At 53.7% G+C, this 22,887-nt stretch carries 36 protein-coding genes, 1 tRNA gene and 1 pseudogene; 17 read left to right on the top strand and 21 right to left on the bottom strand.

The genetic code is table 11. The annotated features are described in order from the left end of the window. Nucleotides 1-44 precede the first annotated feature (44 nt). Complete coding sequence (gene plsB, locus D7I37_RS04915) at nucleotides 45-2,510, bottom strand: glycerol-3-phosphate 1-O-acyltransferase PlsB (protein WP_061799191.1); 2,466 nt, start codon at nucleotides 2,508-2,510, stop codon at nucleotides 45-47. Between the two features lie 149 nt (nucleotides 2,511-2,659). Between plsB and D7I37_RS04910 the strand changes: the two genes are divergently transcribed. The 4 genes from D7I37_RS04910 to D7I37_RS04895 all read left to right on the top strand — a co-directional run bounded on the left by D7I37_RS04910 (nucleotide 2,660) and on the right by D7I37_RS04895 (nucleotide 5,763). After that, nucleotides 2,660-3,028: a diacylglycerol kinase gene (locus D7I37_RS04910; protein WP_061799189.1), complete on the top strand. Its 369-nt coding sequence runs from the start codon at nucleotides 2,660-2,662 to the stop codon at nucleotides 3,026-3,028. A 100-nt stretch (nucleotides 3,029-3,128) separates the two neighbouring features. Next, nucleotides 3,129-3,737: a transcriptional repressor LexA gene (gene lexA / locus D7I37_RS04905; protein ID WP_061799187.1), complete on the top strand. Its 609-nt coding sequence runs from the start codon at nucleotides 3,129-3,131 to the stop codon at nucleotides 3,735-3,737. 153 nt (nucleotides 3,738-3,890) lie between these two features. Beyond that, nucleotides 3,891-5,237 (top strand): MATE family efflux transporter DinF, encoded by a 1,347-nt coding sequence (gene dinF / locus D7I37_RS04900; protein ID WP_061799185.1) that lies wholly within the window; start codon nucleotides 3,891-3,893, stop codon nucleotides 5,235-5,237. Nucleotides 5,238-5,553: 316 nt separating this feature from the next. Next, nucleotides 5,554-5,763, top strand: a complete 210-nt coding sequence (locus tag D7I37_RS04895) for a CsbD family protein (RefSeq protein WP_061799184.1) — start codon at nucleotides 5,554-5,556, stop codon at nucleotides 5,761-5,763. A gap of 103 nt (nucleotides 5,764-5,866) precedes the next feature. Here D7I37_RS04895 and zur read toward each other — a convergent pair whose 3' ends face one another. The 18 genes from zur to D7I37_RS04805 form a co-directional block, all read right to left on the bottom strand. After that, nucleotides 5,867-6,379 carry a zinc uptake transcriptional repressor Zur gene (zur, locus tag D7I37_RS04890; protein WP_061799183.1) on the bottom strand — a complete coding sequence of 171 codons (513 nt, stop codon included), beginning with the start codon at nucleotides 6,377-6,379 and terminating at the stop codon, nucleotides 5,867-5,869. Nucleotides 6,380-6,796: 417 nt separating this feature from the next. After that, nucleotides 6,797-7,042: a pyocin activator PrtN family protein gene (locus D7I37_RS04885; RefSeq protein ID WP_004957876.1), complete on the bottom strand. Its 246-nt coding sequence runs from the start codon at nucleotides 7,040-7,042 to the stop codon at nucleotides 6,797-6,799. Nucleotides 7,043-7,047: 5 nt separating this feature from the next. After that, nucleotides 7,048-7,368: a hypothetical protein gene (locus D7I37_RS04880; protein WP_207205554.1), complete on the bottom strand. Its 321-nt coding sequence runs from the start codon at nucleotides 7,366-7,368 to the stop codon at nucleotides 7,048-7,050. After that, a complete protein-coding gene (locus D7I37_RS04875) occupies nucleotides 7,365-7,586 on the bottom strand; it encodes a hypothetical protein (protein ID WP_129543406.1) in 222 nt (73 codons plus the stop codon). Before D7I37_RS04875 ends, D7I37_RS04880 begins: the two co-directional genes overlap by 4 nt. A 402-nt stretch (nucleotides 7,587-7,988) precedes the next feature. Continuing rightward, nucleotides 7,989-8,339, bottom strand: a complete 351-nt coding sequence (locus D7I37_RS04870) for a hypothetical protein (RefSeq protein ID WP_129543405.1) — start codon at nucleotides 8,337-8,339, stop codon at nucleotides 7,989-7,991. Beyond that, a complete protein-coding gene (locus tag D7I37_RS04865; RefSeq protein WP_129543404.1) occupies nucleotides 8,339-9,091 on the bottom strand; it encodes an ORF6N domain-containing protein in 753 nt (250 codons plus the stop codon). The genes D7I37_RS04870 and D7I37_RS04865 overlap by 1 nt, the downstream gene beginning before the upstream one ends. Continuing rightward, nucleotides 9,088-9,372, bottom strand: coding sequence for a hypothetical protein (locus D7I37_RS04860; RefSeq protein ID WP_129543403.1), 285 nt, complete (start codon nucleotides 9,370-9,372; stop codon nucleotides 9,088-9,090). The genes D7I37_RS04865 and D7I37_RS04860 overlap by 4 nt, the downstream gene beginning before the upstream one ends. A gap of 2 nt (nucleotides 9,373-9,374) precedes the next feature. After that, nucleotides 9,375-9,680, bottom strand: coding sequence for an ANR family transcriptional regulator (locus D7I37_RS04855; RefSeq protein ID WP_129543402.1), 306 nt, complete (start codon nucleotides 9,678-9,680; stop codon nucleotides 9,375-9,377). A gap of 74 nt (nucleotides 9,681-9,754) precedes the next feature. Then, nucleotides 9,755-10,582, bottom strand: coding sequence for an SPFH domain-containing protein (locus D7I37_RS04850; RefSeq protein ID WP_129543401.1), 828 nt, complete (start codon nucleotides 10,580-10,582; stop codon nucleotides 9,755-9,757). Further along, complete coding sequence (locus D7I37_RS04845) at nucleotides 10,579-10,767, bottom strand: hypothetical protein (RefSeq protein WP_129543400.1); 189 nt, start codon at nucleotides 10,765-10,767, stop codon at nucleotides 10,579-10,581. Before D7I37_RS04845 ends, D7I37_RS04850 begins: the two co-directional genes overlap by 4 nt. Further along, nucleotides 10,764-11,132 carry a hypothetical protein gene (locus D7I37_RS04840; RefSeq protein ID WP_129543399.1) on the bottom strand — a complete coding sequence of 123 codons (369 nt, stop codon included), beginning with the start codon at nucleotides 11,130-11,132 and terminating at the stop codon, nucleotides 10,764-10,766. The genes D7I37_RS04845 and D7I37_RS04840 overlap by 4 nt, the downstream gene beginning before the upstream one ends. Before the next feature lie 15 nt (nucleotides 11,133-11,147). Next, nucleotides 11,148-11,504 (bottom strand): S24 family peptidase, encoded by a 357-nt coding sequence (locus D7I37_RS04835; RefSeq protein WP_129543398.1) that lies wholly within the window; start codon nucleotides 11,502-11,504, stop codon nucleotides 11,148-11,150. An 83-nt stretch (nucleotides 11,505-11,587) separates the two neighbouring features. Next, nucleotides 11,588-11,962, bottom strand: coding sequence for a hypothetical protein (locus tag D7I37_RS04830; RefSeq protein WP_129543397.1), 375 nt, complete (start codon nucleotides 11,960-11,962; stop codon nucleotides 11,588-11,590). After that, on the bottom strand, nucleotides 11,940-12,128 hold the full coding sequence (locus tag D7I37_RS04825; protein WP_129543396.1) for an ogr/Delta-like zinc finger family protein: 189 nt from the start codon (nucleotides 12,126-12,128) through the stop codon (nucleotides 11,940-11,942). Before D7I37_RS04825 ends, D7I37_RS04830 begins: the two co-directional genes overlap by 23 nt. Next, the gene (locus D7I37_RS04820; RefSeq protein WP_129543395.1) at nucleotides 12,125-12,337 is read right to left on the bottom strand and encodes a hypothetical protein; all 213 of its coding nucleotides are present in this window, start codon (nucleotides 12,335-12,337) and stop codon (nucleotides 12,125-12,127) included. The genes D7I37_RS04825 and D7I37_RS04820 overlap by 4 nt, the downstream gene beginning before the upstream one ends. Then, nucleotides 12,327-12,647 (bottom strand): hypothetical protein, encoded by a 321-nt coding sequence (locus tag D7I37_RS04815; RefSeq protein WP_129543394.1) that lies wholly within the window; start codon nucleotides 12,645-12,647, stop codon nucleotides 12,327-12,329. The genes D7I37_RS04820 and D7I37_RS04815 overlap by 11 nt, the downstream gene beginning before the upstream one ends. Before the next feature lie 73 nt (nucleotides 12,648-12,720). Beyond that, a complete protein-coding gene (locus D7I37_RS04810; protein WP_129543393.1) occupies nucleotides 12,721-13,038 on the bottom strand; it encodes a hypothetical protein in 318 nt (105 codons plus the stop codon). A 294-nt stretch (nucleotides 13,039-13,332) separates the two neighbouring features. Continuing rightward, nucleotides 13,333-13,941, bottom strand: coding sequence for a helix-turn-helix domain-containing protein (locus tag D7I37_RS04805; protein ID WP_129543392.1), 609 nt, complete (start codon nucleotides 13,939-13,941; stop codon nucleotides 13,333-13,335). Nucleotides 13,942-14,070: 129 nt separating this feature from the next. Between D7I37_RS04805 and D7I37_RS04800 the strand changes: the two genes are divergently transcribed. The 8 genes and pseudogenes from D7I37_RS04800 to D7I37_RS04765 all read left to right on the top strand — a co-directional run bounded on the left by D7I37_RS04800 (nucleotide 14,071) and on the right by D7I37_RS04765 (nucleotide 19,955). After that, nucleotides 14,071-14,319 carry a helix-turn-helix domain-containing protein gene (locus D7I37_RS04800; protein ID WP_129543391.1) on the top strand — a complete coding sequence of 83 codons (249 nt, stop codon included), beginning with the start codon at nucleotides 14,071-14,073 and terminating at the stop codon, nucleotides 14,317-14,319. Then, entirely contained in the window at nucleotides 14,306-14,671 is a 366-nt protein-coding gene (locus D7I37_RS04795; RefSeq protein WP_242502860.1) for a hypothetical protein, read from the top strand. Before D7I37_RS04800 ends, D7I37_RS04795 begins: the two co-directional genes overlap by 14 nt. A gap of 247 nt (nucleotides 14,672-14,918) precedes the next feature. After that, nucleotides 14,919-15,464 (top strand): replication/maintenance protein RepL, encoded by a 546-nt coding sequence (locus tag D7I37_RS04790; RefSeq protein ID WP_129543390.1) that lies wholly within the window; start codon nucleotides 14,919-14,921, stop codon nucleotides 15,462-15,464. A 37-nt stretch (nucleotides 15,465-15,501) separates the two neighbouring features. After that, a pseudogene (locus tag D7I37_RS04785) lies at nucleotides 15,502-16,961 on the top strand (DEAD/DEAH box helicase family protein). Then, nucleotides 16,958-17,923, top strand: a complete 966-nt coding sequence (locus D7I37_RS04780; protein WP_129543389.1) for a toprim domain-containing protein — start codon at nucleotides 16,958-16,960, stop codon at nucleotides 17,921-17,923. The pseudogene D7I37_RS04785 and the gene D7I37_RS04780 overlap by 4 nt, the downstream one beginning before the upstream one ends. Continuing rightward, a complete protein-coding gene (locus tag D7I37_RS04775) occupies nucleotides 17,923-18,705 on the top strand; it encodes an antitermination protein (protein ID WP_129543388.1) in 783 nt (260 codons plus the stop codon). Before D7I37_RS04780 ends, D7I37_RS04775 begins: the two co-directional genes overlap by 1 nt. A gap of 360 nt (nucleotides 18,706-19,065) precedes the next feature. Then, nucleotides 19,066-19,140, top strand: a tRNA-Gly gene (locus tag D7I37_RS04770). 101 nt (nucleotides 19,141-19,241) lie between these two features. Further along, entirely contained in the window at nucleotides 19,242-19,955 is a 714-nt protein-coding gene (locus D7I37_RS04765) for a protein mom (protein ID WP_129543387.1), read from the top strand. Between the two features lie 26 nt (nucleotides 19,956-19,981). Here the strand turns inward: D7I37_RS04765 and D7I37_RS04760 are convergent, their stop codons facing one another. Together D7I37_RS04760 and D7I37_RS04755 are read right to left on the bottom strand one after the other, a co-directional pair. Then, the gene (locus tag D7I37_RS04760) at nucleotides 19,982-20,341 is read right to left on the bottom strand and encodes a helix-turn-helix transcriptional regulator (protein WP_105230658.1); all 360 of its coding nucleotides are present in this window, start codon (nucleotides 20,339-20,341) and stop codon (nucleotides 19,982-19,984) included. Between the two features lie 64 nt (nucleotides 20,342-20,405). Next, on the bottom strand, nucleotides 20,406-20,666 hold the full coding sequence (locus D7I37_RS04755; RefSeq protein WP_129543386.1) for a type II toxin-antitoxin system RelE/ParE family toxin: 261 nt from the start codon (nucleotides 20,664-20,666) through the stop codon (nucleotides 20,406-20,408). Nucleotides 20,667-20,832: 166 nt separating this feature from the next. On the opposite strand from D7I37_RS04755, the gene D7I37_RS04750 reads away from it, so the two are divergent. The 5 genes from D7I37_RS04750 to D7I37_RS04730 all read left to right on the top strand — a co-directional run bounded on the left by D7I37_RS04750 (nucleotide 20,833) and on the right by D7I37_RS04730 (nucleotide 22,859). Then, a complete protein-coding gene (locus tag D7I37_RS04750) occupies nucleotides 20,833-21,180 on the top strand; it encodes a phage holin, lambda family (RefSeq protein WP_129543385.1) in 348 nt (115 codons plus the stop codon). Beyond that, complete coding sequence (locus D7I37_RS04745) at nucleotides 21,167-21,601, top strand: lysozyme (protein ID WP_129543384.1); 435 nt, start codon at nucleotides 21,167-21,169, stop codon at nucleotides 21,599-21,601. Before D7I37_RS04750 ends, D7I37_RS04745 begins: the two co-directional genes overlap by 14 nt. After that, nucleotides 21,598-22,044, top strand: a complete 447-nt coding sequence (locus tag D7I37_RS04740) for a lysis protein (protein WP_129543383.1) — start codon at nucleotides 21,598-21,600, stop codon at nucleotides 22,042-22,044. The genes D7I37_RS04745 and D7I37_RS04740 overlap by 4 nt, the downstream gene beginning before the upstream one ends. 107 nt (nucleotides 22,045-22,151) lie before the next feature. Then, nucleotides 22,152-22,505, top strand: coding sequence for a DUF6694 family lipoprotein (locus D7I37_RS04735; protein WP_054306641.1), 354 nt, complete (start codon nucleotides 22,152-22,154; stop codon nucleotides 22,503-22,505). A 72-nt stretch (nucleotides 22,506-22,577) separates the two neighbouring features. After that, nucleotides 22,578-22,859: a hypothetical protein gene (locus D7I37_RS04730; RefSeq protein ID WP_129543382.1), complete on the top strand. Its 282-nt coding sequence runs from the start codon at nucleotides 22,578-22,580 to the stop codon at nucleotides 22,857-22,859. Nucleotides 22,860-22,887 lie beyond the last annotated feature (28 nt).

Raw genomic sequence — 22,887 nt, 5'->3', positions numbered from 1 at the left:
AAAAGGCACCCGAGGGTGCCTTTTGCATTTCCGGTTCGCGCGGATCAGCCTTCTTTCTCTTCCTCTGCGGTCGCCTCTGGCAGCGCATTGGTTTCCGCCGGCATGCTGACGCTCTCGATGGTCAGCTTGATCTCCGGGGTGATCAGATCGCTCAGCATGCTGTACACCTCGAGGGTGTGCTCGCGGATGGCATCGCCGATGTCGTTGATGTAGCCCTCTTCACGCAGCGTCGCCACCAGGGTGGAGAACACCGCCTTGTCGAAGAACTCCGGCGCGTTGATGCCGTGCAGCACCGACAGGCGCTGCGCCATGATGCGGCTCTCTTTCTCCAGCGCGCCGCGGTTGATGCTCGGGTTGGCGCTGAGGATCGACATGGTGATGGCGTAGCGTTGCAGGGTTTCGCGCACGCCGGCGGCCAGCAGCTGCAGCGGACGGATGCGCGCCGGGTTCAGCACCAGATCCTCGCCTTTGCCGCAGATCAGCTGTTGGCGGATCATTTCGCCGATCAGCGGCTGCAGCACCTGTTCCAGCTGTTCCTTGTCGTTATGCAGGAACAGCTCGGCTTTCAGCATCGGGTAAATCAGACCGATCTGCCGCAGCAGCTCGGCGCGCGACACCTTGCGGTGGTGCATCACGATGGTGGCGATCAGGGAAGGCAGCACCAGCAGGTGATGGATATTGTTGCGGTAATAGGTCATCAGCACCGCCTGCTCGCGCGGCAGGATGATGATATCGCCGATGTTGTCCTTCTCCACCTCGAACTTGTTCATGTTCAACGCGTGATCCAGCAGCTCATCCGGCGTCTGGGTCGGCACCGTGACGTCGTGCGCGTAAGGCACGTTGCGCATCAGTTGCAGGTAGCACTCGAGCTGTTCGAGCAGCTGCTCGCGGGTCAGCGAACGCTGGCGCGAGGCCAGCAGCGCGGTGGAGCACAGATTCATGGCGTTGGCCGCGGCGGCGTTGTTGATGCGCACCATGATTTTGGCCGCCAGATCGTTGACCGTCGGCGTCAGCCAGCTTGGGCGCTGGGCTTCGATCGGGTCGATCGATTCGCGCCACTGCGGCACGTGCTGGTTCAGATAGGCGGTCAGCGGCAGCGGATCGCCGAAGTTGACGTAGCCCTGGCCCAGGTTGCGCAGCTTGCGCAGGCCGCGCAGCATCTGCAGCAGGCTCTCTTTTTCCTTGGTGGCGCCGCGCAGCTCTTTGGCGTAGGTGCCCACTTCCATCACGTGCTCGTAGCCGATGTAGATAGGCACCAGGGTGATGGGACGGGTGCCGCCGCGCAGCATCGCCTGGATGGTCATCGACAGGGTGCCGGTCTTCGGTTCCAGCAGGCGCCCGGTGCGCGAGCGGCCGCCTTCGACGAAGTATTCCACCGAGTAGCCGCGGGTGAACAGTTCGCCGAGGTACTCGCGGAATACCGTGGAGTACAGCTTGTTGCCCTTGAAGGTGCGGCGAATGAAGAACGCGCCCAGGCGGCGGAAGATCGGCCCGGCCGGCCAGAAGTTGAGGTTGATGCCGGCCGCGATGTGCGGCGGCACCAGGCCCTGGTGATACAGCACGTAGGACAGCAGCAGGTAGTCCATGTGGCTGCGGTGGCAGGGCACGTAGACGATTTCGTGGCCGTCCTGCGCCAGCTGGCGCACGCGTTCGGCGTTGGTGACGTTGATGCCCTGATACAGCCGGTTCCAGGTCCAGCTCAGCACGCGGTCGGAGAGGCGCACGGTCTCGTAGGAGAAGTCGGCGGCGATCTCTTCCATCAGCGCGATGGCGTTCTGCTGGGCTTTTTCGTGGGAAATCTTCTTGCTGCGCGCCTCGTCCTCGACCGCTTTTTCGATCGCCTTGGACGCCAGCAGCTTGTTGAACAGATCCTGACGCGCCGGCAGGCTTGGGCCGACCGCGGCCAGGCGCTGGCGCGAGAAGTGCATGCGCGCCACGCGCGCCAGCTTCTGCGCGATGATTTTATCCGTGCCGTGTTCGGAGGCCATGCGGCGCAGCGAGACGGTATTGGAGAAGCGCACGAAGCTGTCGCGGCCGAGCCACAGCACGGCGAAGAATTTCTGCACGCCGTTCAGCAGGCGCAGATGCGGCGTGCCTTGCCCTTCGCGGCCCGGCGAGCGGCCAAACATCACCGAGACCGGCAGCATCTGGATGTCGAGATCCGGATTGTTGCGGTGCAGGTCCAGGTAGTCGTGGAACAGCTTTACCGACTCTTCCTTCGGCGTGTAGTAGCGGAACACGCGCGGGCCGTCGTGAATGAACACGTGGCTCGGCAGCACCGTGCCGTCAATTTCCAGCGGGTTGAGGGGGTCGGGCAGATCCTGCGCCAGGCACTGAGTGCGCAGCGTCAGCAAATCCGCCTTGGAATTATAAGGCAAAACATACAAAATCGGCCGTGAGGGATCCAACCCTAATTCCGTGACCGGATCTGAAGGGATAACCTTACTTCTTACCAACAATTTGAGTGGTAAATTCAATAATTTATAATAAATTTTACGCCAACCTGACATAACAACGTGAAGCCTCTTGTTAGCAATGCGCCGCAAGCATACCAGAAACCGGGTAGCAGATCTGTGGTGTTGGAAAACCGAGAGCCGATAACGCTGGCTGATCTAGACTCTTTTTATTATGACTTACCTCTGAGAAAGGCACCGAAAACATGGCGAACCAAGCAACCGGCCTGACCCGTATTATTAAAGCCGCCGGCTATTCTTATAAAGGACTTTCCGCCGCCTGGCAGCACGAGGCGGCGTTCCGCCAGGAGCTGGTGGCGACCCTGCTGGCCATCATACTGGCGATCTGGCTGGATGTGGGTGCGATAGCGCGCATTTTGTTGATCGGATCGGTGGCGCTGGTGATGATCGTCGAGATCCTGAACAGCGCGATCGAGGCGGTGGTCGACCGCATCGGCAGCGAGCATCATGAGCTCTCCGGCCGGGCGAAGGACATGGGGTCGGCGGCGGTGTCGCTGGCGATCCTGCTGGCGCTGTTCGTCTGGGGCTCGGTGCTGTGGCAACACTTCCTTTGAGCGGGGCGCTAATCCCTGATTTTTATTCATTCTTCGGTTCCCAATCCGCGCTTACCTGTATATACTCACAGCAAGACTGTATAAACAAACAGGGGGCGGAATGAAAGCACTAACTACCAGACAGCAAGAGGTCTATGATCTGATTCGCGATCATATTTCGCAGACGGGCATGCCGCCGACGCGTGCCGAGATCGCTATGCGTCTGGGGTTCCGCTCGCCAAATGCCGCCGAAGAACACCTGAAGGCGCTGGCGCGCAAAGGGGTGATCGAGATCGTCTCCGGCGCGTCACGCGGCATCCGCCTGCTGATGGAAGATGAAGAAGGCCTGCCGCTGATCGGCCGGGTGGCCGCCGGCGAGCCGCTGCTGGCGCAACAGCATATCGAAGGCCACTACAAGGTGGATCCTTCGCTGTTCAAACCGAACGCGGATTTCCTGCTGCGGGTCAACGGCATGTCGATGCGCGACATCGGCATTCTGGACGGCGATCTGCTGGCGGTGCACAAGACTCAGGACGTGCGCAACGGCCAGGTGGTGGTGGCGCGCATTGAGGACGAAGTCACGGTCAAACGCCTGAAAAAACACGGCAACGTGGTTGAACTGCTGCCGGAAAACAGCGAATTCCAACCGATCGTGGTCGATCTGCGTCAGCAGAATTTCACCATCGAAGGCCTGGCGGTCGGCGTGATCCGCAACGGCGACTGGATTTAACCGCCGCGCCCGAACGGTCGTCCCCCGATTTAAATCGCCCCTGCTTTGGGGCGATGTCATTTCTGATTCAATATCGTGCCCAATCGCTTTCAATGCGCAGCCGACACGCCTGCAGCTTGGTAAGATGAAGGGTATCCACGGGAACATTTCACCATGCGCCTGATCTCCGCCTTTTCCGCCTTCACCAGCGACACCGATAAAGCCCTGTGGCGTCTCGCCCTGCCGATGATTTTTTCCAATATTACCGTGCCGCTGCTCGGGCTGGTGGATACCGCGGTGATCGGCCATCTCGATAGCCCGACCTATCTCGGCGGCGTGGCGATCGGCGCCATGGCCACCAGCTTCCTGTTTATGCTGTTGCTGTTCCTGCGCATGAGCACCACCGGCTTGGCCGCACAGGCGCTGGGGGCGCAGAACCCGCAGGCGCTGGCGCGCGCCTTTATGCAGCCGCTGCTGTTGGCGGTGCTGGCCGGGCTGGCCATTGTGCTGTTGCGCCAGCCGCTGATTGATGCGGCGCTGGGGATCGTCGGCGGCGACGCCGAGGTACTGCGGCAGGCGCGGCTGTTTCTTGAGATCCGTTGGCTGAGCGCCCCGGCGGCGCTGGCCAATATGGTGATCCTCGGCTGGCTGCTCGGCGTGCAGTACGTGCGCGCGCCGGTGATCCTGTTGATCGTCGGCAACCTGCTGAACATCGTGCTGGATATCTGGCTGGTGATGGGGCTGGGCTGGAACGTGCAGGGGGCGGCGACGGCGACCGCCATCGCCGAATACGCCACGCTGCTGCTCGGGCTATGGCTGTCGTGGCGCGTGATGCGGCTGCGCGGCATTTCACCGCCGATGCTGCAGCAGGCCTGGCGCGGCAACCTGCGGCGCCTGCTGGCGCTAAACCGCGACATTATGCTGCGCTCGCTGTTGCTGCAGCTGTGCTTCGCCTCTCTGACCATTTTTGGCGCGCGCCTTGGCAGCGAAGTGGTGGCGGTGAATGCGGTGCTGATGAACCTGCTCACCTTTACCGCCTATGCGCTGGACGGTTTCGCTTACGCGGTGGAGGCGCATTCGGGCCACGCCTACGGCGCCCGCGACGACCGCCAGCTGAGGAGGATATGGCGCGCCGCCTGCCGTCAGGCCTGCCTGGTGGCCCTGGCCTTTGGCGCGGCTTACGCCGTTGCCGGCCAGCAGATCGTGGCGGCGCTGACCTCGCTGCCGGAGCTGCGCGCGTTGGCCAATCACTATCTGCCGTGGCAGGTGGCGCTGCCGTTGGTCGGCGTATGGTGCTACCTGCTGGACGGCATGTTTATCGGCGCCACCCGCGGCGCGGAAATGCGCAACAGCATGGCGGTGGCGGCGGCAGGTTATGGGCTCACCTTGTTCAGCGTGCCGCTGCTGGGCAACCATGGGCTGTGGCTGGCACTGGCGGTCTTTCTCTCGCTGCGCGGCCTCTCTCTGGGTTGGATCTGGCATCGCCACCGGGTGCGAGGCAGCTGGTTTTCAGCGACATAGTCGATGCTGAATGACGCAAAATCATTAATTTTATTTATGTTTTAATTCATATTTGGTTACATGTTTTCGTTGCCGAACTTAACCCGTTAGCAGGCTGTTTTTCGGCGTTTTTTACTGTTATACGAAGTTTAAATGGATTTAGATTCTGCTTATTTTTATTTGTCGCTATCTGATTCTATACTTAATCATGTGGCTGGCGACGTGAGCAGGGGAGCGGCGCCCCTTTGATTAGCGCATATAAACCATAAAAATTACTGAGTAATGCGCCCGGCCAGCAGGATCTGAAACTGATTCACCACAGGTTAACGGAGAGACTATGAACAAAGATCAAGCCGACGGTAACTGGAAGCAGTTTAAAGGGAAAGTGAAGGAACAATGGGGCAAGCTGACCGATGACGATCTGGCGGTTATCGAAGGGAAACGCGAACAGCTTGTCGGCAAAATCCAGGAGCGCTATGGCTACCAGAAAGAGGCGGCCGAGAAAGAAGTGAAGTCCTGGGAAGATCACAACAAGTATCGCTGGTAGCGCGACGGGCCGCTGCGGATTGCGGCCGGAAGCTGCCATTGATGGCCTGGCGTTTCCCCCCTTGGCGCCATGGCCGCAGGTACAGGGAGGTACCTGATCCCGCCTATTTCTTCTTGATGGCGATGCTGTGATCGTGTTCGCCGCAATCATGCTTGCTGTCGCAGGCCTCAACCTCAACGCAGCCGGCGCACAGGCCGTGGGCTTCCACCACGCTGTGGCGCAGCGCGAACCCTGACTCTTGCGCCAATTTTTGCAGCGTATCTTCTACGCCTTCGGTGGTGCGTTCGGTCACCTGCCCGCAGCGATCGCAAATAAACAGCGCGGAGGTATGCATCGGCTGTTCAAAATGGTGGCACAACACATAGCTGTTGGCGGATTCCACCCGGTGGATAAACCCTTGCTCGAGCAGGAAATCCAGCGCGCGGTAGACCGTTGGCGGCTTGGCCTGCGGTTCGACGACGCGCAGCAGGTCGAGCAGGTCGTAAGCGCTGATGGCACCGGGCTGCTGCGCCATCAGGCGCAACACTTCCAGCCGTTGCGGCGTCAATCGCACATTGCGTTGCTGGCAGAGCTGTTCAGCCTGCGCCAGCAGCTTTTCCTGGGTGGTTGAGTTCATCGCAAATATCCCGGTACGTAAAAAAGCGATTTTAACATGATTACGGCGAATCGCCGAGAGTTGGCCCCTTTTCCCCTGACTACGGCGCACCAGAAGGCAAATATCGCGGCGTGAACGGTCATAAATGAGAGGCATATCACAACTTTTTTCCGCCTGTGGGCGGCGGCGGCCGGTGCGGGGGTTTTCCCAACGGCGACGATTGTCGTTATAATAGCCGTTTGCGGCACTACGCCGTTCGTTGAACCCAGACAGACTCAGGTAGCCAGTAACCCAGCATGACGAAAGACAACCACGCCCCAACCTACGCCGCCAATCGTTTTTCCATCGCGCCGATGCTCGATGGGATTGATACACTATAAAAATCAATAAAATAAAAGTTTATGGGGTGCTATAGGTGACCCGGCACCCCGCGCCGAATTATGAATTAACCTGCTTGAACTCCTCCCTCGCGGCCGCCGTGCGTTGATCAAGATAGTCTGCTAAATCCTTCACATGCACCAGGCGCGGGGCTTTGTTCGAGTCTGCCGCCCGGAAACTCGGGATAGGCAGCTTGCCAGCGTTCGCACGCTTGTTGGCTAATTCGATTGAGATACCGAGGTATTTCTCCGCGATTTTCTCCAGAGGAATATCTGAGGTCTCAAACTCAGCCATCAGCAAAAACATTCTGTTCACTGGATACCCTCCACTGAAATATGATTCTCACACACACGGATATAAATGGCGTCATAGACAAACGTGATAAACGCCGTGAAGAACTTTCGCCATTCGCTATCTGCATAACCCGTAACCTTGTCAACAATGGCCTCCATCGGGCTTGCTGGCATTCGTGGTCGGCGCACGTCGTACAGACGTTCAAAATTTTCAACAAGCTCTGGCGTTTTCAGGCTTTCTTCAATGCATTGCCCGAACCGTGGATCAGCCGCAAGCGCTATGATGATGTGATGCGGTAGATTTCCACCGGCTGCCGTATAGGTGTTTTCTGTGTTCATCGCGCCATCTCCCGCAGAACAACCTTGTACGCTTTCAGCGCCACCGCCGAACGGCCAGAGAGCACTGTCTTACGGATAAACACACCGCTGTGCCGGGCGCTGACACTGGTCAGGAACAGCGCTGTATCAACGACGCGGTTATGCCGGCGGAACTCAAACACCGTGCTGGTCAGTGTGATGCTGGCGGTAGCTCCGTGGTCTTGATAATCGATTTTCATAAATCACTCCATTCAATATCTTTTCCCGTTCTGCGAAAGTGATCGGCTCGCTTTAGGTAAAGGAGGTGGCGGCACAGCTCGCAACAATCAGCCGAATTTGCTGGGTTCATAATGGCTTTGTACGTTCGCAGCGTATAAACCCCACACTGGCACCTGACAACCCAGCGCCCCTTACGCTCGGCAGATAGGCCGAGGACGGTTAGGCGCCCAAATGTTCTGCCGATGACAGATTCCGCCGCTTTTTGCGCTTGCGGGTTCAGCCTGGCAATGTCGCTACTGGCAGAGGGGTATCGCTATCGGCGGTCTGAATGCGTTTGTTGGGTATCCATGACACACCTTTGCTAACCACTTGCGCGGCCACTCTATCAACTGGGCGCCTTGCAGCTATGTCCTTTGCGTTTTTCATTTTTCTTTTTTTCCTTTAGCCAAAGTTGAACCCATGTCGTTGACCATGCTTTCCCAGAACTCCCAGCCGGATTTCGTCAGCTCCGAACCGTTGAGGCTTTTGGTCAGCAGCAAGATCGCCAACTGTTCCCAATTCGAGTAATTCTTCTGTATCGCTTCAAGGTAATAGGCATCTACCAGGTCACGGACGCCGGCGGCACCGCCCAAGATATTTATGTGAATCTTCTGCGGCCCTGCCTGCACGGTGAAGAATTCCCCGCCGTTCTGTTGCTTTACGCGGTCGTATACGGCAGCGGCGTATTGATTCGCCAGCCCATTTAGACGGAAGTTCTTTGTGATTACTGACATTACTTATCCTCCCAGCCGATCGCCTGGAACAACCCCATGCGCGGGTGATAAAAGCGTGCTCCGCGCGGCTCTGCTTCTGACATCATTTGTCGAAAAGCCCGCATGAATGGTTCAAGAGCGACGATAGCGCGGCGGGACAACAGACCGTCGGGTGTCATGAATTCGTGGGTATCGGTTGGGATACGATACGCATTAACGAGGTTGCGGCATTTCGCGTCAGTCATCCCGCTCTTGGCGACAATCTGGCGGTATCCGACATAGCCGGCGCGCATATTGCCCTTTTTGATGTTTTCCACGGTTTCCGATACTGATTCGATCTTCTCTTCGACGTGGTTCAACCGGCGCTCCTGTTCAACGTTGGCAAGAGCCATGGCCGCAATGATTTCGTTCTGGGTTTTTGGCTGTACTTGGCGTTGACGAAAGTACGAATTAACAAGGTCCCTTTGAACCTGCCATGCCAGATCATCGGTCAACGATTTCGCCAGCATTAAATAGCCGGACTCAGTCAGGAAGGTGACGTTCCCACGAGCCATTGAGGAAAGTGGATAAAATTTGTCCCGACGAATTTCGTCGGTGCTAACGGTGAAGTAATCCTCACCCTCAATGAAGCGTTCGCGATTTTCACGATAAACACGGCTGGCTGTGCCATCTGGGCGACCGTGAGCATCATCGATCATTGAAAAAGTCACTACACGAAGTCCGTGGTATTCGACCACTGGCAACTGAGTGTTTTGGATGGTAATGGTGTTCATAGCCCGTGCTCCTTCATTGCTTTGGTGAGTGCTTTCTTCAACTTTTTTGCCTGGCAGACGTCCAGATACATCAGCGTTAACGGCTTACTCGCCCATACTTCACCGGTATCGGGATCGTGCCGTACGCTATCCGGGTGTTTCTCTAAGTAGGATTTCACCATCGGTAGAGACAGAAACTGCTCAAGCGTCAGTGGCTGCACCTGTCGGCGGTTATGCGTGACACGAGACTCTTTGCTAACCGAGGTAACGCCAAACGAATACGGTGTGTTGTGGCAACCCATAGCTATACCTCCTCGCTGGTGGTGTTCATGTGGGCTTCGAGCTTCGCCGCCAGCTCTTTCTTGGCCGCTTTGGTTTCTGCCGCCATCTTCAGGCGTTGGCTGGTTTCTACGCTCAATTGCTCCAGCCGTTCTTCCAGGCTATGGCGCTTTTCACACAGATCGGAGCGCGTGGCCGCCCACTGCTGGTTAACAGGTTTAACCGCTAATGATTCAGCGATGCGCCAGAACGTGGATGCCTGGGAAAACTCTTCAGCCTTTTCGTGCTGAATGGCTCGCTTGGCTGCTTCGCTGTACGGAATTTTCATCATTTGGACTCTCTCGTTCCTTTACTTGATGGCGCATGCCACGGTTGAGCGACACGCGCCTTTATCGGCTTGGCGGTTTACTTCACCTGGATGAACGGCGTGCCGGCGCCGCTGGTCATGTATTGAGGCAGCGTGCCATTCCACTTGTTGATCGCTTCCAGCTGCATGACTTCCGGGTTTTGGCGCAGTGCGTCGCCACGGATGCGGATCGATTTGGCTTCGGCTTCCGCCAGCTTCAATTTCGCGTCAGCCTGACCATCAGCTTCGGCGCGCAGCATATTTGCCTCGGCCTCGCGCTGCTTCACTTCCTGCTCGCGCTGCAGCGTTTTCTGGTTGGCGGTCACCTTGGCGTTAATGCTGTCGATTACCGTCGGCGGGTATTCTGGTTTTCCCACCCATGACAGGCTGACGACCTGAATGCCGATCGGCCCCATATCGTCCTGCAGTTCCTTGAGTGCGTTGGTGAGCAGGTCGGCCTTGCCGCCGTCGATGAAACGGTCGGTGCTCATGCGGCTAGCCAGGCGGTTTAGCGAATCGGCGATTTTCTGGCGCAGGTCGGTGTCGGTAATGTCGTCAACGCCTTTGCGATAGGTCTGGAAAATGGTTGTCACCTTGGTTGGATCAACCTTGTAGGCGACGCCAATGTGGTAGCCGATTGTCGTGCCATCGCTCATCTGGAAATTGAAGGCGTCTTCGTAGGTCTTCATCTGCTTGAAGGTAGGGAAGATGTAAACCTCGGTATTCCAGCCAGTCCAGTAGCGGCCAACGCCAACAACTTCACCGACACCTTTGTCGTCGCCCAGCTTGTTCACCTTGATGCCAACGTTACCCGGCTCAACGCGATCGCAACCAACGAGGCCAACAGCGGACAGGGCGATGATTGAGGCCATAATTACTTTTTTCATTTTTTATCCTTAATGGAGAACAGACCCTTATAAATGGCGTACAGGCATGGCGGGGTCAGAAATGCCAATGCCAACCCGGAGATAACGGCGACCGTGTCTTTCATGGATATGAGCGCCGGAACAAACAGGCCGTAAACGCTGGCTGCAATCACCAGCGATAGAACGATTCGGAAATAAAGGCTCATTGCGCTACCACCTGCAGCAGCTGGCTGTTCGGGTTCTGCAGCTTGTAGGCCACTGCATCAATCATCATGTCCCCCAGGGCGGTGACACCCAGCGGCGTCAGTTTCCCGGTGTGACTGAGCATCGCGTCATATGACGACGTAATGCTTTGTTCGCCGTTTTCCTTCCCGAACTCGGCGCGGAGCATGGTTTCGATAAACTCTTTCATCAGCATTTCGATGCTCTGCTGAGAAATATCCACGCGCACAGCCTTCTTCTTTTTCTGCCCGACAATCACATCAGCCCACTTACCGCCATAATGGCGACGGCAAAAGTCGATATATGCAAGGGCGATGCGGGTGCGATATAAGTCGATTTTATTTGTCATAATGTTCACCACCGATTAATGCGATTTTATTTGCTGGCTTGCGATAACTCGGCCAATAATGGAGAGGCGATCTGCATCTTTGGCGTCAATCTCAAAATTCATGTAATGTTTGTTGGCCGGCAAAACCAAAACCGCATCGGGCAAAAACTGAAGACGTTTAATCATAAAGGTGCCATTAAGGAAAAAGGCGAAAATTCCATCTTCTAAGTAGTTGCGAATGGATGTGTCAATCATCACTTTTTCGCCAATGCTGATTACCCCATGCATGGTATCGTCAGGCATATCACAAACCACTTTATTGCCGGTGTATTCACGCCACACGCCTGGTATGGTGGTGGCTGCTACATTTTTTTCTTTCGTTACTGAAAGCATGATAATTAACCTTCTGACTTGCTCAGGCCGAGTGTTACCCCAGCCTGAAGGCTGCAATTTAAACTTTGTTTATTGGTGGCTGGTTAATACGGTCGGCGCTTTATTAATTCATCGTGTTTTGCTGTCCACTCGTCATATTCACGCTGCCATTTTTCTTTTTCTCGCTTGCGAGCAATAATTTTTCGAATGCGCCTTTCACAACGATAATGGGCCTGCAAGTAAGCAACCGTTAATTCACCCCGACTGAAGATGATTACGCCGTTCTCTTCTCTTTGATAACCACCCTCATGAGTGGAGATACCAGCTCTGTCAAAAGTTTTTTGCGCCATAAAATGAGCAAGATTGCTAATAGCAGCGCTACGGCTAAATAGTTTTTTTGTACGCCCGTGACGTGTCACAACATAAACGGGGACAGATTTAAGGGCGAATGCTTCGTCAATTTTGCTGACCGGTTTCATCTACTGACTCCTTGCTCGTTATGATCCGATGAACAGACTCATGGGTAGAGAACGTCACAGCGCACACATGGTTTTGGCACTGGTGATAACGCTCTTTAACCGAATTACTCACGTATCTGCTTGTGCGTACATGGGCCACACAGCCGCATTTTGGACAATGCATCATGCTGGTTCACCTCCCGGCTGCGTGATGACAAAACCCGCACGCTTTGCCATCTCGATAAACGTGCTGAAGCTGGCGGTGATTTCATCCGGGTTATATGGACGAGCCGCTTTCAGTTCGCCATCCTCAACATAAACGGTCAGCCGTCCGGTATAGCCAGGGATAACCTGTAGACGAATTTCGTTCATTATTACTTGGTTATTATTCGACATGAACAACCCCTTGCATCATTACGCCACACTCTGGCATACCATGTTTTTCCACTATGCGCTTATGCACAAATGCATAAGACCCTGTTTCCTTGTCTGAATAGCAGCAAATATAATTCCCGTTTTTCTCGCCGATTTCAGGAACTGGTTCTTTACACATAATTCCATAGGCGCGCTTTACTTTATGCATGCAGAGTTTCCACACCCATGAAGTCGGGCTGTCTTTAATCGTTCGTTGCGCATCAACCAGGTCTTCGCGATTGATAAGGGTTAATGATTTTGACGTTTTGTTATTTGTCGTGGTATTGTTCATATCAGCCTCACTAATTTTCATTGTTTGTGTGGTCAGGCTCTGGATACTGATTGGCGTCTACGCCAGAGCCGAACTAATTACTGTTCGTTAAAGATATAATCGAAGCTTTTGCACTAGGGTTTCTATCAACAATCTCTTTTGCCTCGCTATTTAGGGATTCATAGTTGTCTGCAAAGTCAACAAGGAAAAAGTATTTTTCGATCTTTTTATAAATAGCGAACTCAACATCTTCTACATACCTAGTTATCATCTGGTAATTCACGCCATCGTTATGCGCGCCAGCGGGGTATGAATATGACCAGCTTGATCCCTCGGCCTTCAGCTTCTCTTTTATGCAAAAAGATTTTGCTGGTGCGCTCAATTGTTCCGTGGTTAATAAATTTCCGCTCACATCATTTACTCCGTTGCTTGCTGATGATGCAAAGATACGGCAGTAGAAAATAACAGTCAATCGCTAAAGCGATTTTATTTTGTGATTTTATTTTATTCCCTTTTAAATTAGCAAGATATGTGAACGATAAAGTGATTTTAGCAAAATGCTATTGCCATAGCGATAGCGATAAGCCATAATTACTGTGCATTCATACAGTATTTATGGCTGAGTAGGGAGGGGAGGCGATATGGTTGAAATGTTTATCAGGGTTGCGCCCGGCGTGTATCAGAAGTGTGGGGCGCAAGCTGGTGGTCATCGCTGCTTGATTATTCGTGAAAGGAAGACAACAACGCCTAAGACTTCGGTTTCTTTACCAATTTCAAGTAAAGGAACGCGAGGATCATCAACGGATAGGTAGCCGAACTTCCCACCTTGGACAAAGTTATACACGGAGTAAGAGCCATTGGATTTCGCATAAACCAAGTCGCCATCGCTAGCTGTTTCTGCGCTATCTACGACGATGTAGGTGTTTGCTGGAACCATGCTGCATCCAGTATTGCTGGATACGTAGTAGGCTCTGCTTGTGTCTGCTGCAAGTTTTATAGGGATAAACAACTCCTCACCGGTTGGTGATGAACCGTTATAAACCGCAACTCTAAACTGATCCTGGCTTAAGCTTTCGCTCTTTGGTGGTGAGCTTTTTTTACCATCATCTGCGCGCATCTCCCCTTTTCCGGTCGTCAGCCATTCAGGCCTTATACCAAGAACATTGGCTATCTCTACTGTTTTTCTGGAGCTATTGGCCTGCCCTGAGACTAATTTCCATACGCTTGATTGCGCCATTCCTACAGCTTTCGCTAAGGAACCCTGCGTGTGTCCTGCCATTTTCATTGCATAGTTAAGGCGTTCTGAAAAGCTCATAAATCCTCCGTGGCGTTTCGCTGAAGTTTATCGCTTTAGCGATAAAAATACAATAATCGCCAAGGCGATTGACTGAACTCCGTTTGTCTCATAAAATCACTTTAGCGATTAAAAAGGAGGTTGTTTTTGATGAGCAAAGAAGAGAGTCCAAACCAAGGGATTTTAAAGGCCTTGTCGGTGGTGGGGAGCCAGAAGCTATTGGCTTTGAAAATCGGATGTGCGCAATCAACGGTAAGTGATTGGCTGAATGGTAAAAAAAGAGTCTCCCCCCAATATGTCCCGGTAATTGTCAAGGCGGCTAATGGCGAGGTTATGGCTCACCAATTACGTCCAGACCTACCAGATCTTTTCCCGGATCCAACTGATGCCGAAGCCTAATCAGCATGCCAAAACCATCATGCCGGCGGTGTACTGCCAGGCGGATGAGGCGTGGATTCAGGAACAGTTACTGCGGTTTTCTCCGTCGGCAAGGCATCGAATCGTTGCTCTGTATGCGGATGTTTATCAGGAAGCATGGGACAGCGAGCCAGTATCGTTCCGGCAAGAGAACCGGGCACGGAATGAGGCAAACACCCGGCTGCGGCGATTTGTGACTCACCATGCTCAGGCGGCTGCAGGATTGACGGAAAAACCGCCTTTGTCCAGGGCACTAGCCCAGCATGGCGGCGCTGGTGGTCATGGCGGCCACAGCGCGCAGAGAGTCGCGGTAGGGATGCAGGATGAACAGTAATGCCGATCTGGGGAATGTGTTCCTGGCAAGTGAAACGGAGGTGATGTTTGCACAAGGTCAAAACCGGGAAAGGTCAACGGCAGATCGAGTCTACGAGTACTCACGCGTAAGACAACAAAAGGGGCGACATAGGATATGTAGGAAAAACAGTAGGTTAGGTGGCTAAAAAATCCCACTCAATGGGACGCCACGTCCCACCTGAAGGACAGTCTTTAAAATCAATAAGTTAGGTAATGCGAGGTCGTAATTGAAAAATCCAGAGGTAGCGAAGCGAATTGACGAGCTCGAAATCCCGAAGGGGAAGGGGCACGGCTTCCTACAGGCTTATGGCGCTGGCCTTGACCTCATCGCGAATCTGGCTGAGGCGGGGCACACAAGCGCGATTCGATTGTATGTACACCTTGTGAAAATCATGGATCGTAACTCTGGCGCAGCGATGACCGATATCAGTTCGATTATTGCCGACACCGGATTATCACGCAGCGCAGTATATCGCGCAATCGAGATCCTCAAAAAAACAGGGCATTTGCGCAACCGCATCAAGAAGGTCTACGAGATCAACCCTGAAGGGTTTTGGGGCGGTTATGTGCGAGGCAAGAAAAACGCGCTGTTCATGTCAGATGAGGTTGCCCTGACTAAGGGAGTTCGGTTCCGCCTTAACCCTGGCAGCCAAAAAGCGGAGTCATTCACCATTCCGGCAACATTCGAACCGGTGAAAGAGAGCAAAGAACCACAACGGGAGACTTTGGCGAGTGATACCGATGTGGCCTCTGCAGGAGAAAACAATGCTTAACCTGAAACCTAAAGCCAAGCAAGTCACCGGCCTGAAGATGCTGAGCCGAGACTGGAATAACTATCGCACATTCCTGTTATCCGCACCAGTTGGATACGGGAAAACCTTTCTGTCGGCATACCTGGTGGACAAGATGATTCAGCAGGGCAAACGCACAATGTTTGTGGCGCCATACCTCACACTGGTGAAACAGACTGCAGCTCGTTTCGTACAGTACGGTTTGCCGGAAGAAGAGATCAGTTACGTCTGGCGAGATTATCAGCCACACGACCCGCGACGTCTGATCCAGATTGCCAGCGCCGACACGCTGATCCGCCGGGAGTTCCCCGACGGCATCGACCTGCTGATCATCGACGAAGCCCACATGAAGCGTCGCGCACTGCTCGACATCATCCGGGACTCAGGCATCAAGGTTATCGGGCTGTCTGGCACGCCGTTTGCGCCGTGGATGGGTAAATATTTTGAGCGCTTTATCAAGCCCACCACCATGAAGGAGCTGATCAGCATCGGTGACTTGAGCAAGTATGAATTTTTTGCCCCAACAAAGCCTGACATGGCTGGCGTTAAAACTGGAAATCTGTCGGCATTCGGTAACGACTACAACGAAGACCAGGTCGCGGAAATCATGTGCGGCGCTGACCTTGTCGGCGATGTCGTAAAAAACTGGCTGCAGAATGGCGAGGATCGTCCGACCATCTGTTTCTGCGTTAACAAATCACACGCCAATTACATCACGATGGAGTTTCTGCGCGTCGGGGTGAATGCTGAAATCATGGTTGCAGAGACGCCGGCAGAAGAGCGCCAAATGACCATTCACCGCTTCGAGCAGGGGGCCACAAAGATTATCGTCAATGTCGGTGTGCTGGTGGCCGGTTTCGATAGCGACGTACGCTGCATCATCTACGCCCGCCCGACGAAATCAGAAATCCGCTGGCTGCAATGTCTTGGCCGCGGGCTGCGCACTGCGCCCGGGAAAGACCACTGTCTTATTTTCGACCACTCCGGCAGCGTTCACCGCCTGGGTTATCCCGATGACATTGAGTATGACGACCTGATCGGCAAGAACGACGGCATGAAGGCGGCTCCGCAACCCTCCAAGCAGGAAAAGGCCGAGAAGCTGCCGAAGGAATGCCCACAGTGCCACTACATGAAGCGCGCCGGCGTCTACATCTGCCCCAAGTGTGGTTTTAAGCCGTTGATGGGGAGGATGTGGAAACGGACGACAGTCGAGGGTTAAAGCGTCTGGGGCGCAAGACCAAAGTCTACAGCAAAAACGAAAAGCAGGCATGGTGGAGCCAGATCAAATACTACCAGCATCAGCGCGTCCTGAAGGGAAAGCCACTTTCTGATGGCTGGGCCGCACATACCTTCAAAGACAAATTTGGCGAATGGCCGCGTGGGCTGAGTGATTTCCCGATGGAAACCAGCCCCGAGGTGTGGAACTTCATTAAGTCGAAATTCATCGCCTATAGCAAAACGAACGGGAGCACCCAATGAGGACCACAGAGGCGGTGAAAGGCCGCTGGGCTGACGTGTTCGAGTTCTATGGCTTACCGCCGATTACCGGGAAAAACCATTTCAAAGGCGAGTGCCCTGTATGTGGGCGCAAGGGGCGTTATCGTTGTGATGACAAGGATGGTGCCGGAACATGGATATGCGTATGCGGATCGGGGGATGGCTGGAAACTACTCACACTGACCCAACAAAAAGACTTCGCCACGATGGCCGGGGAAATCGATGTGCTGATCGGCAACGAATACCGGCCAGATGGCAACAGCACGGAACAACCAAAACAAAGAGAGAGCCAAAAGGTCAGGGAGAGCGTCGTAGCGAAATTTGGCTCGCTGGTGGCTTTACGTGGCACGAGTGCCGAACTGTATCTGAATGGGAGGGGCATCAATAAACTGCCCGCTGACTGGATCAGGTTCAACGACAAGGAGAAAACACCCTACGGCATCAAGCAAGCTATTTGGGCGCTGGCGACAGATGACAAGGCCAAGCCGTGCTACCTGCACCGCACGTTTCTTGACGGTGCCAATAAGGCGAACATACCGACGCAAAAGCGCATGCTTTCCCTTCAGGATGAAAGTTATCTCGATTATGCAGGGTCAGTGGCGATCCGCATGCATCCGGTAGCGTCAACGCTGGGGATCGCCGAGGGGATAGAGACGGCTCTGTCCTGCCATCAAATTTATAACTGCAACACCTGGGCGGTTCTCAATTCATCGTTGATGAAGCGATTCCGGGCACCTGCTGGGGTGAAGCATCTGATTATCTTTGCAGACTGTGACGACAACGGCGCCGGGCAGGCTGCTGCGTTTGAGTGTGGTCACCGCAATATCTTGTCAAAAAACGACGTTCAGCGCGTCAGTATTCGCTGGCCGGAAAAGGGCGACTTTAATGACATGTTGATGAATGGCGCCAAGGTTTATGAATGGCCGTTGAGGAGGGCAGCATAATGAAACTTGAATCAGCACTGAAGCATTTCAGCGCTCAGGGATTGGTGATAACAGACAGCCCAAACGGCACATCGAAGGATCGCGTCACCGGTACTGATGTGATGGCAGCGCTGGGATTGGCGGAATCAAAAGCCCGTTTTGGCATGGCTGCATTTCTTGGGAAGACTGGTATCAGCCAGGAAGACAAGGAACGGGCGATCATTGAGTTAGCACAATACGCAAAGCAAAAAGCGCCAAAGCACGTCGGTAAGGTTGCTGGGCGCCGGCTTGCCAAGTGTATGGAGATTTTGGCCGTATTCGCCTATGAGGAATACTCACACTCTGCCGGCACTGGCGTGACGTGTCACGATTGCAATGGTAATGGCTTGATAGCTGTCACGCGTGACGTTGTGAAGTATCCGGGATACATCGGTGCAGATGGTGAAGAGAAAATCGCCCCGGTTGTAGAAACGCAAGTTGTCCGGGAATTATGCACGTCATGCAATGGCAAAGGGGTTCGCCATAAGCGCTGCCGCAATTGCAAAGGCACCGGAAAGGCGCTCGACAAAGAGGCGACGAAAGCAAGCGGCGCGCCAGTAGTCAAAGATTGTGAGCGCTGTGGCGGAAAAGGTTTCAGTCGGACGCCGTCATCTACGGCTTACAAGGCGATTACAGCGTTGCTTCCAGAACTGACCCAATCGTCTTGGTCGCGCAACTGGAAGCCATTCTATGAGGTGCTGGTGGACAAATGCCGCAGGGAAGAGGATAGAGCGGCGGCGGAATTTAGCAAAGTAACGAAGTAGGGCGAGATCGGCACGGATGCCGACCACTTTTAGAAAGGTGTTGCATTTTGCATAAACTTGGCGTAAATTCCTTCAATAGTGGGAAGTCGCGTACGTGACACACTAAATAAATTTCAAAGCCCTGCCAGAAATGGTGGGGTTTTTGCGTTTTATGGGGTTAACCCTATAGGCAATGACATTCCATGACGCCGGAACCAGCGAGCGATCATGCCTCGGTAGTGTATGGGATATAGGGGAGTGTCATTGCCTGTGTGGTGAAGAACAAGATGGCAGTGCTGATGAATCGGGGACATCAAAACCTTTGAGCCGGGTCTAATGGGGACGGCAGAAACGCGACTTCAGCCACCGCACAATCATATTGCGTCTGTAGTTCAGTAGGTAGAATAACAGCCTTCCAAGCTGATGACGTCGGTTCGAATCCGGCCAGACGCTCCAAATTTTGCTCAAGAGGGTAGCCCGGCACGCTGTGAACATGCCGGGCAATATGCACCCGGACGGCGGTCACGAGTACACCGGTTTATTGGAGTACCGCGACATTGAAAAATCATGCAAAGGGTGTTGTGTCACGCGCCAGCGGAAAGCCTACGCCCATTACCCACGCTGGCGAAACTGTCGGCTATGGGTGTGACGATCTGCACGTTGCAACAATCCCCGTTTGGCTGGCCCGTCTGGTGATCAGCCACTTTCACTACAGCAAGCGCGTAGTGAACAATTCCTATCTGCATCTTGGCATATATGACGGCCGGGAGCTGGTGGGCGTTATGCAATGGGGCTACGCGATGAACCCGAGCAGCGGGGCGCGCGTCGTGACCGGCACTGGAAACCGCGAATACATGGAACTCAATCGGTTGTGGGTACACGACCGGATGCCGAAAAATACTGAGTCGCGTGCAATTAGTTACGCACTGAAAACTATCAGGCTGTTATATCCTGCGGTTGAGTGGGTGCAGACGTTTGCAGACGAGCGATGTGGCCGGTTCGGTGTCGTGTACCAAGCGAGCAATTTTGATTACATCGGTAGTCATCAAACGACGTTCTACGAACTGGATGGCGAGTGGTATCACAAGATCGCCATGACCACGAAAGGGCGAAAAGCTGGTGGGCGTGGTAGTTACTTGCAGAAGAACGCACACCGCGCTACCGCTCACACGTTTAACCAGTTCAGGTATATCCGCTTTTTAAACAAGCGGGCGCGGCGGCGGCTTAACACGAAGCTGTTTAGCCCGAAGCCTTACCCAAAGCCAGAATAAAGAAAAGGCCCGATGAGGGCCTTTGTTCATTGTGTCATCTGCTCCGGCCGGCAATCGTATAACGCAGCCAGTTTTTCGCGGGTTTTTTTCTGCGGTTTTGAATCAACAGATTCCCACTGCGAAACGGCTGATTGTGTGGTGCCGAGCCGTTCTGCTACCTCATATTGAGATAGCCCGCGGTGAATACGCCAGGCGGCAATCAGGCTGACGTCCTGGTCAACCATGATTGATACGACATCATGAGGGATCACTTCGTCGTCGTTGTCGCCGGCGCGGTATGGAACGTCCGCCCAATCATTACTGATGAGGCGTTCATATTCATCGATTGGCAGTACAACATACTGCGGTTTTCCTGCCACATCGTTAATGTATTGAGGTTTTGACATATTTCATCCGGGTTGCTAAGAGTCGCGGTTAATGTCGCCGAGGAAACTGGCGGGTTTCCCCGCCTTAGTAGGTTGTCGATGTTCTGCGCTTTACTTCCTGAATCGTGCAGATAACCGGTTCGCCATTTTCAATCTGGAAGATAACTCGGTAATCCCCGACCCTCATACGGTACTGGCTGTCGCTGCCTTTAAGCTTTTTGATATCAAGCTCAACCGCTGGGAAGGTGGTTAACTTACCGACCTTTTCCTTAATGGCTTTTCGGTATCTTGTGTCTATCGAAATCAACTGTTTGGTTGCTTTCTTCGTCCACTGAACCGTGACCATGTTTCCTCGCTTGTTAAAGAGCATATCCGCTTGGGATGATTAGATAATAAGTCAATTAACTAATCTTGTCAATAAATAACTAATTATTTATCTAATGGCTGCCGATGGCGGCCTTTTTTGTTTCTATCACCCGGAGACCGGGACAAGCCCCGGCAAGGGGGAGGTTATGAAAATGCCAAACAGTCCCCATAGTTGGGCGGACATCAGTGAAATTCTCGCCGCCTGGTGGCGCGGTGATGTACCGATTGGCGGCGTCATTATGGCTGTCGTCATGGCAGTTCTTCGGATGGCATACGCTGGCAGTAGCTGGAAGGAAACCATATTCGAAGGGCTGATGTGTGGCGCTCTGGCGCTAACGACCTATTCAGCTCTGGATTACTTCGACGTGCCGAAGGCGCTCACCGTTGGTATTGGTGGCTTCATAGGATTCGTCGGTGTGAAAAAACTCAGCTCGTTCCTGTCAGGGTACGTAGGTAATCGCTTTGGTGGAGGCAATCAGAATGCAGACAAGTAATAACGGACGCTCATTCATCAAGGGCTTCGAGTCCCTTGAGTTGAAAGCCTATCCAGACCCGGGCACTGGCGGCTCCCCGTGGACAGTCGGCTGGGGCCATACGCACGGCGTAAAGCCTGACGATGAAATCACCCAGCAGCAGGCCGAGCAGTTTCTCTCTGATGATTTGGCCGTGTTTGAGCTGACGGTCAGCAGCGCGATTAAGTTCCCGATGACGCAGAACCAGTTCGACGCGATGGTATCGCTGGCATTCAACATTGGCGGCTCTGCTTTTGCTGGTTCAACACTGGTGAAGAAATTCAACGCCGGCGATGTGCAAGGTGCAGCGGATGAGTTCCCCAAATGGCGCAACTCGGCAGGTAAAGTCATGCCTGGGCTGGTGAAACGCCGTGCTGCAGAGCGTGAGATGTTTTTGTCATGAACTGGCCGCTACCGCACTGGCAGGCGGCAATCGTCGCTCTGGTGCTCGGCTTGTTAACGTATTTCTCGCTTAACAACATTGCGCTGCGCCACGAGCGGGACAAGCTGCAGTCTGCTAACAGTCAGCTATCCGGCCAACTCGACTGGCAGAACAAAACCCAGCAGGCAGTCGCGGCAATTGACGAGAGCAGAACGAGAGAACTGAACGATGCGAAACGCAAAATTGATGATCTGCAGCGTGCTGTTGACGATGGCAGTAAGCGGTTGCGCATCGCCGCAACGTGCAAACACGCCGCCACCTCCGGCGTGGCTGATGCAACCGCCGCCGAGCTCACTACAGACGCTCGACAAAATTATTTCCGTCTCAGACGTCAACTAGAGACAACTGATAAGCAGATTCTTGGCCTGCAGGACTACATCAGGGATGTTTGTCTGTCGCCGTAGCGGCATTACAGATGGCACTCACCGAGCGCCATCGATAATGCATCTGCTGCATTACAGATAATGGCAAGCCTGTTACATTACGCAATATCGAATGAGCAGGAGGCGAAATGAAACGCTATTTATTACCGATAATCGTCGTACTATCACTTGTAGGTTGTGACCAGGCACCGAAGTTTGATGGTTCCAGCAAGGGAGCGCTGTTGTATTCAGGTGAAAATATTTCCGCTTCATTGTCTGATGAGAAGAAAGCGGAGTTAAAGCAGGCCACGTTGGATATTTCGCGGTACACCGATGTTGTTACTAGCGTGGACATCGGACCAGGGCGCGAAGCGGAAAAAGAAGCGGAGAACATGTACCTAAAGATTATGGACGGTAAAACAGTCGATGAAGTGATTGCTGAGTCCAAAAGGTTGAAAGAGAAAACCGAGCAGAAGATAGCGGAAGCCACTTCAAAGCACTGAGCTAAGCCCACCAATTGGTGGGTTTTTTGTTGCTCAAAATCCATTAACTAAGGCCTCACCATGCATAGACCTATGACGCATGAAATAATTATTGAGAAAGGCATCACAGGGCGAGCACGTGGCCGGCGTCAGTTGCTGACAGGTAAGCCTGTGCTGCAGGTTGAGGTTGTGCTGGAAAAGAAAACCATTACTGCAGGAACGCAGGTTACAGCGCGCCAATATGAAACAGCCTGGCGAGACGCAACACTTTCAGAAGCGTTTCAGGTAGAGCATGGCGTCGGATTCATAGAAAAGCCTGCCGATATCGAAACCCCACTCGTTAAGCCGTCTCCACCTCCGGCGCCACCCCGGTGAAAATGACTTGATAAATGATAATGATTCC

Origin of the sequence: Serratia sp. 1D1416, from assembly GCF_003641105.1 — a bacterium.
GTDB lineage: Bacteria > Pseudomonadota > Gammaproteobacteria > Enterobacterales > Enterobacteriaceae > Serratia > Serratia ficaria.
The sequence above is the reverse complement of the archived record's forward strand: the minus strand, read 5'-3'. Positions and strand labels throughout refer to the sequence as shown.